Here is a 13,081-nt window from a genome sequence, read left to right on the forward strand (position 1 = left end):
CCTCACGCGCGCACCTGCTCGCCGCCGGGGATCGCGGCCAGCAGGTCGCGGGTGTACTGCTCGCGCGGCCGCAGCAGGACGTCGTCGGCCGGGCCGAATTCGACTAGCTCGCCTTGGCGCATCACCCCGACCTGGTCGGCGATTTCCCGCACCACGGCCAGGTCGTGGGTGATGAACAGGTAGGTCAGGCCGAGCTCGTCCTGCAGCTCCACGAGCAGCTTGAGGATCTGCGCCTGCACTGAAACGTCCAAAGCGGACACTGGCTCGTCGAGCACGACGAGATCCGGCCGCAACGCCAGCGCACGAGCGATCGCCGCGCGCTGGCGTTGCCCGCCGGACAGTTCGGCAGGCTTGCGGCGCAGCACCGACGACGGCAGCGCGACCTGGTCCGCCAGTTCGGCCACGCGTTCGGACCGGCCGCCGACCCGGAACGCGCGCAGCGGTTCGCCGATCACCTCGGCGATGGAGAACCGCGGGTTCAGCGAGGCGTACGGGTTCTGGTACACGAGCTGGAACCGGCGGCGCAGCCGGCGCAGTTCGGCGGCCGGGAGACGGGTGACGTCCTGGCCGTCGAAGCGGACCGTGCCCGCGCTCGGGGTTTCCAGCCCGACCGCCATGCGTGCGGTGGTCGTCTTGCCGGAGCCGGATTCGCCGACCAGCGCCAGGGTCCGGCCGCGAGTGAGCCGGAAGGACACGTCGTCCACGGCTCGCACCGAACCGGCGCGGGACGAGGCGAAGGTCTTCGAGACCGACTCCACGGACAGCAGGACGTCCGGACCCTCCGCGCGGCGGGGCCGAAGCGGTTCGCGGCTGAGGCTCGGCGCGGCGGCGAGAAGCCGTCGCGTGTACTCCTGCGTCGGCGCGGCGAGCAGTTCCCGCGCCGGGCCTTCCTCGACCAGCCGTCCCTCCGAAAGCACGGCGATCCGCCCGGCCCGGTCAGCGGCGACGCCCAGGTCGTGCGTGATCAGCAGAATCGCGGTGCCATCGACGGCGGCCAGTTCCGCCAGATGGTCGAGGATTTCCTTCTGCACGGTCACGTCGAGCGCACTGGTCGGCTCGTCGGCGATGATCAGCCGCGGTTCGCCCGCGAGCGCGATGGCGATCAGCACCCGCTGCCGAAGCCCGCCGGACAACTCGTGCGGATACTGCCGTGCCCGCAGTTCGGGCCGGTCGACGCCAGCCCTCCGCAACAGTTCCACGGCGCGGGCGGCGGCCTCGTCGCGGGCGGCCAAGCGGTGGATCAGCAGCACTTCGGCCACCTGCTCGCCGATCCGCCGGACCGGATTGAGCGACACCGTCGGATCCTGCGGTACGAGGGCGATCCCTGTGCCGCGGATTCGCCTCCAGTCCTTTTCGGACAGTGCGGTCAGGTCGCGGCCGTCGAACGCGATGTGTCCGCGGTGAATCCGGCCGCCACGGGGGAGCAGTCCGATCGCGGCGTGCGCGGTGGTGCTCTTCCCGGAGCCGGACTCGCCGACCACGGCGACGATCTCGCCCGCGCCGACCCGCAGGCTCACGTCCCGCACGGCGGGCACCACGCCGCCGGAGGTGCGGTACGAGACCGCCAGCTCGCTGATCTCCAGCACTTGTCAGCTCCGTTCGCCGTCGAGCGCCCGGGACACGCGGTTCGCGGCCAGCACGACGGCCGCGACGGTCAAGCCCGGGAACGTGGTCATCCACCAAGCGGTGGCCAGGAAATTGCGTCCGCCCGCCACCAGCGCGCCCCATTCCGGCGTCGGCGGGCTCGCGCCGAACCCGAGGAAACTGAGCGCGGACACCTCGAGCACCGCGGTCCCGACCGTCACTGTGGCCAGCACCAGCACCGGTCCGAGCGCGTTGGGCAGCACGTGCCGCCCGAGCACCCCGCCCCAGCGCACGCCGGACGCCCGCGCCGCCTCGACGAACACGCCGGAGCGCACCCGCAGCACCTCGGCGCGCATCAGCCGGGCGAACGCGGCGAGATTCGCGACCCCGACGGCGATCGCGACGTTGGTGGTGCCGAACCCGAGCGCGGTCACCAGCGCCAGCGACAGCAGGATCGCCGGAACCGCCTGCAGGACGTCGACGATCCGCATCACCACCGCGTCGAGCCAGCCGCCGCGGAACCCGGCGAGCAACCCCAGCGCGGACCCGGCGGCGAACGCGACGAGGACGGCGAGCACCGTCGCTCGCAGGGACAGCCCGGCTCCGTGGACGACGCGGGCGAAGACGTCGCGCCCGGTCTCGTCGGTGCCGAACAGGTGGCCGAGGGACGGCCCCTGGAGCCGTTCGGACGGGACGCCGGTGATCGGGTCCTGGCTGGTGAAGAACGTGGGGGCGAAAGCCGCGATCAGCACGGCGGCGAGGACGAGCCCGGACAGGAGCAAGCCTGGCCGCCGCACGAGGAACCGGTGAGGCAGCGCGATTTCAGACATGCGCGGGCACCTCTTTGCGCGCGGACACCCGCGGATCGAGCAGCGGGTACACGAGGTCGACGACCAGGTTGAGCACCACGAAGAAGAACGCGGAGAGCACTATCACCGCCTGCACCACCGGCACGTCCTGCGCGGTCACCGCCGCCGCGGTGACCCGGCCGAGGCCGTCGCGCGAGAATACGGTTTCGGTGACCACCGAACCGGCCAGCAGGTTGCCCGCGACCACCCCCGCCAGCGTCAACGCGGGCAGCCCGGCGTTGCGCAGCGCGTGTCCGAAGTGGACCCGGGACCGGCTCGCGCCCTTCGCCCGCACGACTTCGATGTACGGTTCGGCGAGCTGCGTCCGCAGGCTCTTCGCCAACACCTGCGCGATGATCGCCCCGGTCGGCAGGGCGAGCGTGACCGCCGGAAGGACCAGCGACGCGAAACCGGTCGAGCCGAGCGCCGGGAACAGCCGCAGCTGGAACGAGAACAGCTGGATGAGCAGCAGCCCGACCCAGAACGTCGGCAGCGAAGTGCCCAGCGGCGGCAGCGAAAGCAGCAGCTGGCTCACCCAGCGGGTGCGGGTGAAGGTGCCCAGCACCGCGATCCCGCCGCCGAGGACGATCGCGAGGACCAGCGCCAGCCCGGAGACGGCGAGCGTCGGCGGCAAGGCCGTGAGGACCTGGTGCGTCGCGTCGTCGCCGGTGGCCACGGAGGTGCCGAAGTCGCCGTGCAGCGCGGCGAGGAGGTGCTTGCCGTACTGCACGAGGACCGGATCGTCGAGCCCGTATTCGGCGCGCAGGGCGGCGATCTGCTCCGGCGACGCGCTGGGGCCGCCCTCGGCGGAACCGAGTTTGGTCAGCACCGCGTCGCCGGGCAGCAGGTACAGGATGACGAACGAGAGCGTGAACGCCGCCCACAGCACCACTATGGCCTGTAGAACGCGGCGAAGCAGCGGGAAGCCTTTCACGAGCCCGAAACCCAGGCGTCGAACAGCTGCAGCCGCGAGGAAGCCTCGAAGCCGACGTCATGCGCGGTGGGACCGACGCCGAGCACCTGCGTCAGCTCGAAAACCGGGATCGAGTAGGCCTGCTCCACAATGGTCCGCTGCGCTTGTTCCGCCGCGGGCTTGCGTTTCGCGGGATCGACGGTGGCGGACTGTTCGATCAGCGACGCGTCGAGCGGGTTGTCCGCGGGCAGCTTGCTGCGGTTGTTCGCCTTCGTGGAGAACTGCTGGCGCAGGATGTCCGGGTCGGCGCGGGTGACGTTGTACCAGAGGAACTCGTAGTCGCCGGCCTGCTGCAGGCGGGTGACCTCGGCGTTGGTGTGCAGCTCGATCTTGAGGTCGAAGCCGATCTTGCGCAGCTGCTGCTGGATCAGCTCCAGCACGCTCTGGTTCTGGTTGAACACCGGGGAGAACAGCACGGACGCCGTCAGCCGCTGCCCGTTCTTCGTGCGGATGCCGTCCGGGCCGGGGACCCAGCCGTCGGACTGCAGCAGCGCTTGGGCACCGGTCGGGTCGTAGGCGAGTTCCTTGGACAGATCGGTGTACAGCGGGGTCGCGGAGCCGAGGATGCTCGTGGCGGGCTTGTAGTTCGGGGTGAGCACGGTGCTGGTGACCTCGGGCCGGTTCACGCCCTTCGACACCGCCTGGCGCACCTTCTGGTCGGCGAGCACGCCGCGGGTCACGTTCGCGTGCAGGTTGAACACGATGCCCGGGTTCGGCCGGACCGGTTCGGCGAAACCTTTGCCGGAGAACTGGGGTTCGTCCACCGGCTGGACGTCGGTGATCGCGTCGAGCTGGCCCGAGGTCAGGCTGCCCGACCGCACGCCCGGTTCCGGCACCACGCGGAAATCGATCTTGTCGGCGTACGCCTCGCCCTGGTGCCGCCACAACGGCGAACCCCAGCGGTAGCCGGTGCGTTTGCCGAGCACGATGTCCTGGTTCGGCTTGAAGCTGAGGAACACGAACGGGCCGGAGCCGATCAGGCCGACGCCCTGGCAGCGCTGCTCGGCGGTGTGCCGGAACGCCGCGGGCGCGAGCACGCCGAGCGACATCGTGGAGCTGGCCTGCAGGAACTGGGCGCTGGGCTGCGTGAAATCGAGCCGCACCGTCGCCGGGTCGACCACCGTCGCGCCGCGGTAGGCGGCGAGGTAGCTGGATCCGAGCAGCGCCTTCGCGCCGAGCGCCTTGATGCCGTCGAAGCTGGTCTTCACCGCGGCGGCGTCCACGGGGGACCCGTCGGAGAACGTCGCGCCGGGACGGAGGTGGAAGGTGAAACTCGTCGAATCGGGGCTGACCGTCCAGCGGTCGGCGAGCCAGGGCGTGATCGCGCCGGTTTTCGGGTCCTGGTCGGTCAGCGAATCGACCAGCTGACGGCCGACGTTCACCGCGGCGTTGGTGCTGACCTGCTGGGGATCGACGCAGTCCGGATTGGACGAGATGCCCAGCCGGAGCGTGCCGCCCGGGCGCGGGGGACCGGCGTCGCCCGCGCCGGCCCCGCCCGCCGTGCCGCAGGCGGCGAGCAGCAGCGGAAGGGCCAGCGCTAAGGCGGAACGGGACCGTGCGCGGGCGGGACGGCCGGGTCGGGGCGGGGTGTGGCGGGGCACGGAATTCCTCCAGCGGGGACGGAGCGGATGTGCTCAGCTCAACCGTTCGCGGCGGTTCGTTGAAGCCCGTCCCAGCAGGTGAACCGCGTTCCCGCGATCCGGCCGCGAACGCGGCATCCGGTTGACGCACAAGGGAAAGCGTGGCCCGCGCCCGCGTGATATCCGGCGCGGTTTTGTTCGGCGAGGAGGTCCGGAGAGCGAGAGGCCGCGGCCGTGCGCTGCGGAAAACCGGTTGCGCCGCGGAGGACACTGACGGACATGGCGGGGCGAGGCGGGGGCGGGACGGCTTGGGTCCGCCTGCAAGCGGTGGCGGTGTCGGGTTCGACCTGTGAAGGGCTTTTGCTCGCGGCGCTGCCGTTGCTGGCCGTCTCGATCACGACCGACCCGCGTGCGGTGTCTTTGGTGAACGTCGCCGGGCAAGCGCCGTGGCTGCTGCTTTCGCTGTTCGCCGGGGTGGTGATCGACCGGGTCCGGCGCACGACCGTGCTCGCCTCGGCGTACGCGGTGCAGATCGTCGCCGCGCTGACCCTGGCGGTGCTGGGGTCCACCGGTTCGCTGAGCCTGCCCGCGTTGCTCGTGGTGGCCTTCGTGCTCACGACGGCGCAGGTGTTCGGCGACGGCGCGGCGGGTTCGGTGGTCCCGGAGGTCGTCGCGCCGGATCAGCTCGACATGGCGAATTCCCGGCTGCAGGTGATCGACCGCGGCATGGTCCAGTTCGTCGTGCCCCCGGCGACCGGGCTGCTGATCGGGATCGGTGCGGGACTGCCCGCGTGGCTGGCGGCGGTCGCCGCGCTCGTCGCGTTGCTGCTCGCCCGCGGGATTCCGTCGGCGAAGCCGGTGCGCACGCCCGCGCATCCGTTGAAGGACGTGGCGGCCGGGCTGCGCTATCTAGTCGGTACGCCGCTGCTGCGGTCGATCACCATCACGGTCGCGCTGGGGTCTTTCGCGGCGTCTGCGGGCAACTCAATGCTCGTCCTCTACGCGACGCAAGAACTGCACCTCGCGTCGTTCGGCTACGGCGTGCTGCTCGCCTGCCTCGCCATCGGCTGGGTGGCTTCTTCGTTCTTCGTGGACCGGTTCGTGCGGCGGTTCGGCTACTCGACGGCGATGCGGATCGCGCAGGTATGCGCGGTGCTGAGCCAGCTGCTGATCGCGATCGTGCCGCCGTGGCCGGCGCTGGTCGGCGCGGTGCTGATCTTCCTGACCGGCACGACGCTGGTCTGGAACGTCTGCTCCCAGTCCAGCCGGCAGCGGTTCACGCCCTCGGAGCTGTTAGGGCGGGTGCTGACCAGCCACCGGGCGCTGGCATGGGGCCTGACGCCGCTGGGCGCGCTCGCGGGCGGGCTCGTCGCGCTGCACTGGAGCCTGCGCGGGGTGTGGGTGATGGCGGCGGCGGTCCAGCTGCTCGGGACGGCGCTCGTGTGGCGGCAGTTGTCCCCGTCGGCGTTCCGCGAGGCAGCGGCCGCGATGGCGCGCTGATTCAGCCGCGCTTGGGGAGTTTCCAGCCGGGGCGGGGGAAGTGGCAGGTGTAGCCGTGGGGGTAGCGCTGGAGGTAGTCCTGGTGTTCGGGTTCGGCTTCCCAGAAGTCTCCGGCGGGGGTGACTTCGGTGACGACTTTGCCGGGCCAGAGGCCGGAGGCGTCGACGTCGGCGATGGTGTCTTCGGCGATGCGTTTCTGCTCGTCGGTGGTGTAGAAGATGGCGGAGCGGTAGCTGGTGCCGATGTCGTTGCCTTGGCGGTTTTTGGTGGTGGGGTCGTGGACCTGGAAGAAGAACTCCAGCAGGGCGCGGAAGTCGGTCTGCTGCGGGTCGTAGGTGACTTCGATGGTTTCGGCGTGGGTGCCGTGGTTGCGGTAGGTGGCGTTGGGGGTGTCTCCGCCGCTGTAGCCGACGCGGGTGGCGGTGACGCCGGGCTGGTGGCGGAACAGCTCCTCCATGCCCCAGAAACACCCGCCGGCCAGAATCGCCTTCTCCTCGGCCATTTCGCCTCCTCCGTGCTCGAACTCCCTGCGCCTTCATGCTAGTCGCCGGGCAGCAGCCCGAGGACGAGGGCGAGCGGCGGCCACGCGTCCCGTCCGCGCCGCGTGCAGGCGAAGGCCCGCAGCCGGACGTCGGGCCCGGTCAGCGGCAGCACCGCGACGCCGGGCCGGGTCGGCCAGGACTCGGGCAGCAGGCCGACCCCGCCGCCCGCGGCGATCAGGTCCTGCACCAGGTCCAGGTTGTCCGCGCGATGCGTGAACCGCGGCGCGAACCCGGCCGTCGAGGCGAGCGTCGTGACGACGGTTTCGTCCGCGCCGTCGCGGGAGTTGCCGATCCAGTCTCGATCGCGGAACGCGGCGAACACCTCCACGGTTCCCTTGCCCCGCAGGCGGTTCGCGTCCGCGCGCGGCACCCCCAGCCCCCACGGCGCCGTCCACAGCGGACGGACCGCGAGCGACGGATCGGCGGCCGCGGGCGCGAGGTTGAAGTCGTAGGTCAGGGCCAGGTCGATGTCGTCGGTCCGCAGCTGCGCCAGCGCTTCGGCGGGTTCGTGCTCGCTGATCACGACCCGGACCCGCGGATGCCGCTGCGCGAGGAGGTCCGCGACCGGCAGCACCGCGTGCCGCACGCCGGTCCCGAACCCGGCGACGCGCACGGTTCCGGCGGGTTCGGCTTCGGGATCGAGGTCCACGCGCGCGGCCTCGACCGCGGCCAGGATCGTCACGGCATGCTCGGCGAGCCGTCGCCCGGCGGGAGTGAGCCGCACGCGGCGGCCGTCCGGTTCGAGCAGCGCGACGCCGGTTTCCTTCGCCAGCACCGAGATCTGCTGCGAGACGGTCGAAGTTGTGGTTTCGAGCACGTCCGCGACCGCGCGCATCGAGCCGAGCCGCGACAATTCGAGAAGGAACTGCAGCCTGCGGGTCTCCATCCGCCGATTGTCCAGGATATCCGGACAGTACGTCCAGGATTGGCACGTGGACACGAACGGTCTGGCTGGGTTTCCCTGGACGGCGTGCTTCCCTCCACTCCCCGCACCGGTGCCGCGCTCGCCGTCGGCGCCATGCTGTCCGTCCAGTTCGGATTGGCGGTTTCGGTCAGTCTCGCGAACCAGATCGGGCCGGGCGGCGTCGCGTGGCTGCGGCTCGCGTGGGCTGGCGTGCTGCTGCTGGTGCTCGTGCGGCCGCGGCCGTCGGCGTTCCGCCGCCCGGCGCTGCTGGCGTGCGTGGTGCTCGGCTTCGCCACCGCCGGGATGACGATCCTGTTCATGGTCGCCGCGACCCGGCTGCCGCTGGGCACGGCGAGCGCACTGGAATTCCTCGGCCCGCTGACCGTCGCGATCGTGCGCGGCCGCGGCGGAAACCGGGTGTGGCCGGTGCTGGCGGCGGCCGGAGTGGTGCTGCTGACGCGACCGTGGCAGGGCGGGGCCGACCTGATCGGCCTGGCGTGCGCGCTCGCGGCGGCGGCCTGCTGGGGCGCCTACATCGTGCTGACGCAACGGGTCGGGGACGAGGTGTCCGGCTTGCGCGGGCTGGCGGTGTCGATTCCGGTGGCCGGCCTGGTCGCGACGGTCGTGCACGGCCCGGCGGTCGCCGGCCAGCTGACCTGGCCGCTGGTGCTCGCCGGTCTCGGGCTCGCGGTGCTCGTCCCGGTGGTGCCGTTCAGCCTGGAGATGATGGCGTTGCGCAGGCTGACCGCGTCGGCGTTCGGGACGCTGATGAGCCTGGAGCCGGCGATCGCGCTGGCGCTCGGGCTGATCGTGCTGCACCAGATGCCCGATCCCGCCGCCGTGGCGGGGGTCGCGTTCGTGGTGGCGGCGGGCGTCGGCGCCCAGCGGACCGGGGCGCGCGAGCCGGTGAAGACCGCCGTCTAGCCGCCGCGATCTACGCTGGGGGCATGCAGGTGGAGATCTGGAGCGATGTCGTGTGCCCGTGGTGCTACCTCGGGAAAGCGCGGTTCGAGAAGGCGCTGGCCGGGTTCGAGCACCGGGACGAGGTGACCGTGACCTACCGGTCGTTCGAACTGGACCCCGGGCGGACCGGGACCGAACCGCTGCTGGACATGCTCACCGCGAAGTACGGGCCGCAGGCCGGGGAGATGGAGCAGCGGGTCGCCGGGCTCGCGGAGGCGGAAGGGCTCGGCTACCGCACGGACCGGGAAATCGGCAACACCTTCGACGCGCACCGCCTGCTGCATCTGGCCCGGGAAAAGGGGCTGGAGAACGAGATGGTGTCGGCGTTGTTCCGCGCGAATTTCGCCGAGGCTCGCGCGGTGTTCGCCGCGGAGGTGCTCGCCGACGTCGCCGAGGAGGCGGGATTGCCGCGCGCGGAAGCCGAAGCGGTGCTCGCGGATCCGTCGCGGTATGCCGACGCGGTCCGGGCCGAGGAACGGGAAGCCGCGGAGCTGGGTGCGGGCGGCGTGCCGTTTTTCGTGCTGGGACGGCGGTTCGGCGTCTCCGGCGGTCAGTCGGCGGAGGTTTTCGCGCAGGCATTGGAGAAGGCCTGGGCGGCGTCCGCCGGGTGACGGCCCGGCTGCCGCGAAGCAGCCGGGCGGCGGTTACTCGGACCAGGTGCTGAGGCGGTTGAGCAGCCGTTCGAGCACCTGCGGATCCGCGGTGACCGGTTCGCCGGAGACGGGTTCGTCCACGAGCGTGCGCCGGTCGCCCCGGCGCGGCAGCCGGACCTGCCCGGCCGAAATCCCGCCGGGCAGCGGGAGTTCGCACCACGTGGTGCGCCCGCCGCGGTCGCCGGCGCGCACGCCGATGCGTTCGTCCCGCGGCGGGGACGGGGCGACGAGGTCGTCGTCGACCTCGACCACGAGCCGGTCGCCGCGCAGTTGAAGCCGGACGGTCACGAAGGCGGGCGCGGACGGGCTGCTCTGGTCGACGACGTCGCCGACGAGCCGGACCGCGGCGTTCGTGACCTGCTCCAGCATCGGCATCAGCGACCAGTCGGTCAGGATCAGGCGGACGAACAGCTCGGTGCACGGGACCGCGCTCGGCTGCGCCACCAGCCGGAGGTCGTCCACCTGGGTAGTGCGCGTGCTCAAGCGTCACCTTCCTCCTCGGCGAGCGGTCCGATCGGCCGGGACCGTGCGGGCATCATGCCACCGCCGCCGGGCCCGGTCGCGGCGGGAGGGCGGTGTCCGGGAGAACCGCAGGTCACAGGTCCGGGCGGGATTTCGCGGCGGGGAAGCGGTTTCGCGGCGTTCCCGGGGGAGCCCTAAGCTGGCCGCGTGTCGGCAGAAGCCCGGTGGGCGATCCAGGACCTGATCATGACTTACGCGGCGTGCGTCGACGCGGGCGATCTGGCCGGAGTCGGCGAGCTGTTCCGCGAGGGCACCCTGCACAGCGGCGGCGCCCGCACCGGGCGGGAGGCGGTGGAGAGCTGGTTCCGCGAGTTCCTGATCCTCCATCCCGACGGCACGCCGAGGACCCGCCACGTGACGACGAACGTCCGGATCGCGGTCGAGGAGAACACGGCTTCCGCGCACAGCTACTTCACCGTTTTCCAAGCCGCGGCGGGCTTTCCGCTGCAGCCGATCGCGGCCGGGCACTACGACGACCGCTTCGCCCGGCGCGGCGGCGAGTGGCGGTTCGCGGAACGGACGCCGGTGCTGCAGCTGACCGGAGACCTGTCGCGGCATCTCCGGCTGGACGTCCTGCGGGCGGCCGGTTCCGGCGGGTGATTCCGCTGTCCTCACGGACGGTTGGCCAGCTTTCGCCGCAGGCCCCGCCCGGCGGCGAGGGTCGGGAACGCCAGCAGCGCGCCCGCCCCGAGCGGGATTCCCTGTTGCCACGCCGGAGCCCCGAGCGCGGCGGGCGCGGCCTGCGGGTCGTGGTCGCTGACGCCGCCCCAGCGCGACGGCGGCAGGACGATCACCCGTGCCTTGCCGATGACGTCGTCCACCGGGACGGTGCCGTTGAGCCCGCCGCCGCCCTGGCAGCGGGAGTCGCACGAGTTCTCGCGGTTGTCGCCCATCACCCAGAGGCTTCCCTTGGGGACGGTGACCGGGGGGAAGGTCTGCCGCACTGACGGCGGCTGGTCCAGCCAGTGCACGTACGGCTCGTCGAGCGGTTTGCCGTCGACCAGGACGCGACCTTGCGGATCGCAGCACTGGACGGTCTGGCCGCCGACGGCGATCACGCGCTTGACGAAGTCGCGTTCGTCCGGCGGCGCGAAGCCGACCAGCGAACCGAGGCCGCGCAACGCCTTCGTGAAGATGTTGCCCGGTTCCTGCGGGGCGATCTCGTTCGCCGTCCACGGCTGCGGGCCGCGGAAGACGATGACGTCGCCGGGCGCGGGATCGGTGAAATCGTAGATGACGCGGTCGACGACGACCCGGTCGCCGAAGCAGCCGTCGCAGCCGTGCAGGGTCGTCTCCATCGACGCCGACGGGATCAGGAACACCTTCGCGACGAACTGCTGGATCAGGATCGTCAGCACCAGCGCGATCCCGATCAGGATCGGCAGTTCCTGCCAGAACGGACGCTTCCGCCTGCCCTTGCGGGGCGGCTCGTCCGCGCCGGGGCGCTCGGATCCGGACTCGCCGGGGGCGGGGACTGGGGGGATCGGGTCGGCCACGCCGTCAGGCTACCCAGATCCGCCCGCCGGGCGGCGGACCGCGCGCGGCCACGATCGGGGGGTCGTGCCGGTGACCGGGACGGCAACCGGAGGTTTCGCCCTCGGGGAAGGAAAACGGGCCGCACCCGGGACCTTGCTGCGGGATCCGGCGCGAAGGCGGGAGGGTGCCGCGGGATCCAGCGGAACTCACAGCACGGAAGTGGTGAAGCGGGCGGGTGGCTCACGGCGGACGTCAGCGGGAAACCGAAGCCCCGCGCCGCTCCACCGCGTTGAGGTGCCGAATGAACTCCCCGACCCGATGGCTCCAGGTATAGCGGCTGCGCACGAGTTCGAAGGCGTTCTCCCGGATCGTGTCCGCCAGCGCCGGGCTGTTCTCGAGGCGGTGCAGTTGTTGTGCCAGCGCTTCGGGAGAACGCGGGGCGGCGAGAAGCCCGTTGACGCCGTCGTCGACCAGCGAGGCGAGCGGGCCGACTGCGGCGGCGACGACCGGCACCCGGCTGGCCCACGCTTCGAGCAGGACGGTCGGGAAGGCGTCGTTCGGGCTGGTTGGGCAGAGGACGAGTGCTCTGGCGCTGCGCAGAGCGCGGAATTTCGCGTCGCCGCCGAGGTTTCCGGCGAACGTGACGTTGTCGGCGATCCCGAGTTTCCCGGCGAGGGTTTCGTATCCGGGTCGTGCGGCCCCGTCGCCGATCACCAGCAGCCGGGCCGACGGGGCGGAGCGGACGAGCCGCTGCATCGCATGCAGGAGCTGATCGAGGCCTTTCCACGCGTGCGTCGGTTCGAGCCGGGCCAGGAAAGCGGCGGCGTAGGGCCGGATCCCGGCGATCGGCGCGGCGAACGCCTCGGAGGAGACGGCGTTCTCCAGAAGACCGACTTTGCCGAGGAACCGGGGGCGGAAGCGAGCGGCGACGTAGTCGGAAACGCCGAGGATCAGGTCGGCTCGGCGCAGCATGGCGTTTTCCGCGCTGGCATAGGCGCGCGCGACGATGTTGAAGAGCGGGTGACCGTGCTTGGCCAGCGCGGCGGCGTGGTAAGTCACGACGACCGGGATGTTTCCGGCGGCCAGGGAAGCGGCATCGGCCAAGCCCGGCACGGGAGTGTGCACGTTGACGTAGTCGGCCTGCTCGGCGCGGAGGATCTTGCGGATCCGGGACGGCCAGCGCGGGTCGAGCGGAGTGTTGGAGAACGTGAAGAGCGCGGGGAGCCGGTAGACCGGGAAGGAGCCGTCGGAGCGGGCGCGGGGGCTGGCGGTGACGACGACCGGCCGCCATCCGGGGACGTCCCGCAGCGCGGTGGCCAGGCTGTGCACGTAGGTTTGCACGCCGCCGACGTCCGGCGGGTAGTACGGCGTCACGAAGACGACGGTTCGTTCGCGGCTCACGGAGCCTCCTGTCCTCATTGGTCCGGTTGGCCAGGCGCGCGCGGATGTGATGGTGTGGTCGGCGGGAATGGGGGAAACGCGAGGAGGCGCGGGATGTCCGGGATCCGGATGGCGTGGGCGGCGGTGCGGTGCCGC

13 protein-coding genes are annotated in these 13,081 nt (G+C 71.7%); 4 read left to right on the top strand and 9 right to left on the bottom strand.

What is annotated here, in order from left to right; translation table 11 throughout:
• Positions 1-2 precede the first annotated feature (2 nt).
• Genes ACZ63D_RS23160 through ACZ63D_RS23175 form a run of 4 tightly spaced genes read right to left on the bottom strand, consistent with a single transcriptional unit; the run spans position 3 to position 4,940 of the window.
• On the bottom strand, positions 3-1,586 hold the full coding sequence (locus tag ACZ63D_RS23160; protein WP_465356422.1) for a dipeptide ABC transporter ATP-binding protein: 1,584 nt from the start codon (positions 1,584-1,586) through the stop codon (positions 3-5).
• A 3-nt stretch (positions 1,587-1,589) separates the two neighbouring features.
• Positions 1,590-2,414: an ABC transporter permease gene (locus ACZ63D_RS23165; protein WP_465356423.1), complete on the bottom strand. Its 825-nt coding sequence runs from the start codon at positions 2,412-2,414 to the stop codon at positions 1,590-1,592.
• Positions 2,407-3,366, bottom strand: a complete 960-nt coding sequence (locus tag ACZ63D_RS23170) for an ABC transporter permease (protein WP_465356424.1) — start codon at positions 3,364-3,366, stop codon at positions 2,407-2,409. Before ACZ63D_RS23170 ends, ACZ63D_RS23165 begins: the two co-directional genes overlap by 8 nt.
• The gene (locus ACZ63D_RS23175; protein ID WP_465356987.1) at positions 3,363-4,940 is read right to left on the bottom strand and encodes an ABC transporter substrate-binding protein; all 1,578 of its coding nucleotides are present in this window, start codon (positions 4,938-4,940) and stop codon (positions 3,363-3,365) included. Before ACZ63D_RS23175 ends, ACZ63D_RS23170 begins: the two co-directional genes overlap by 4 nt.
• A gap of 324 nt (positions 4,941-5,264) precedes the next feature.
• Here ACZ63D_RS23175 and ACZ63D_RS23180 point away from each other — a divergent pair, with 324 nt between their 5' ends.
• Positions 5,265-6,485: an MFS transporter gene (locus tag ACZ63D_RS23180; RefSeq protein WP_465356425.1), complete on the top strand. Its 1,221-nt coding sequence runs from the start codon at positions 5,265-5,267 to the stop codon at positions 6,483-6,485.
• Position 6,486: 1 nt separating this feature from the next.
• On the opposite strand, the gene msrA is transcribed toward ACZ63D_RS23180, so the two are convergent.
• Positions 6,487-6,987, bottom strand: coding sequence for a peptide-methionine (S)-S-oxide reductase MsrA (gene msrA, locus ACZ63D_RS23185; protein WP_465356426.1), 501 nt, complete (start codon positions 6,985-6,987; stop codon positions 6,487-6,489).
• A 38-nt stretch (positions 6,988-7,025) separates the two neighbouring features.
• Positions 7,026-7,913 (bottom strand): LysR family transcriptional regulator, encoded by an 888-nt coding sequence (locus ACZ63D_RS23190; protein ID WP_465356427.1) that lies wholly within the window; start codon positions 7,911-7,913, stop codon positions 7,026-7,028.
• Positions 7,914-7,997: 84 nt separating this feature from the next.
• Here ACZ63D_RS23190 and ACZ63D_RS23195 point away from each other — a divergent pair, with 84 nt between their 5' ends.
• Both ACZ63D_RS23195 and ACZ63D_RS23200 read left to right on the top strand, forming a co-directional pair.
• Positions 7,998-8,855 (top strand): EamA family transporter, encoded by an 858-nt coding sequence (locus ACZ63D_RS23195; RefSeq protein ID WP_465356428.1) that lies wholly within the window; start codon positions 7,998-8,000, stop codon positions 8,853-8,855.
• Between the two features lie 23 nt (positions 8,856-8,878).
• The gene (locus tag ACZ63D_RS23200; protein ID WP_465356429.1) at positions 8,879-9,505 is read left to right on the top strand and encodes a DsbA family oxidoreductase; all 627 of its coding nucleotides are present in this window, start codon (positions 8,879-8,881) and stop codon (positions 9,503-9,505) included.
• Positions 9,506-9,538: 33 nt separating this feature from the next.
• Here ACZ63D_RS23200 and ACZ63D_RS23205 read toward each other — a convergent pair whose 3' ends face one another.
• The gene (locus ACZ63D_RS23205; protein WP_465356430.1) at positions 9,539-10,030 is read right to left on the bottom strand and encodes an ATP-binding protein; all 492 of its coding nucleotides are present in this window, start codon (positions 10,028-10,030) and stop codon (positions 9,539-9,541) included.
• Between the two features lie 186 nt (positions 10,031-10,216).
• Here ACZ63D_RS23205 and ACZ63D_RS23210 point away from each other — a divergent pair, with 186 nt between their 5' ends.
• Positions 10,217-10,669: a nuclear transport factor 2 family protein gene (locus tag ACZ63D_RS23210; RefSeq protein ID WP_465356431.1), complete on the top strand. Its 453-nt coding sequence runs from the start codon at positions 10,217-10,219 to the stop codon at positions 10,667-10,669.
• Between the two features lie 11 nt (positions 10,670-10,680).
• Here ACZ63D_RS23210 and lepB read toward each other — a convergent pair whose 3' ends face one another.
• Positions 10,681-11,565 carry a signal peptidase I gene (gene lepB, locus ACZ63D_RS23215; RefSeq protein WP_465356432.1) on the bottom strand — a complete coding sequence of 295 codons (885 nt, stop codon included), beginning with the start codon at positions 11,563-11,565 and terminating at the stop codon, positions 10,681-10,683.
• A gap of 232 nt (positions 11,566-11,797) precedes the next feature.
• Positions 11,798-12,946, bottom strand: a complete 1,149-nt coding sequence (locus tag ACZ63D_RS23220) for a glycosyltransferase family 4 protein (RefSeq protein ID WP_465356433.1) — start codon at positions 12,944-12,946, stop codon at positions 11,798-11,800.
• Positions 12,947-13,081: the final 135 nt, after the last annotated feature.

The organism is Amycolatopsis sp. NPDC104775, assembly GCF_055583325.1.

Excerpts from the sequence above, each read along its gene's own strand:
- ACZ63D_RS23165 (WP_465356423.1), bottom strand. The coding sequence starts at position 2,414 with ATGTCTGAAATCGCGCTGCCTCACCGGTTCCTCGTGCGGCGGCCAGGC.
- ACZ63D_RS23190 (WP_465356427.1), bottom strand. The coding sequence starts at position 7,913 with ATGGAGACCCGCAGGCTGCAGTTCCTTCTCGAATTGTCGCGGCTCGGC.
- msrA (WP_465356426.1), bottom strand. The coding sequence starts at position 6,987 with ATGGCCGAGGAGAAGGCGATTCTGGCCGGCGGGTGTTTCTGGGGCATG.
- ACZ63D_RS23200 (WP_465356429.1), top strand. The coding sequence starts at position 8,879 with ATGCAGGTGGAGATCTGGAGCGATGTCGTGTGCCCGTGGTGCTACCTC.
- ACZ63D_RS23180 (WP_465356425.1), top strand. The coding sequence starts at position 5,265 with ATGGCGGGGCGAGGCGGGGGCGGGACGGCTTGGGTCCGCCTGCAAGCG.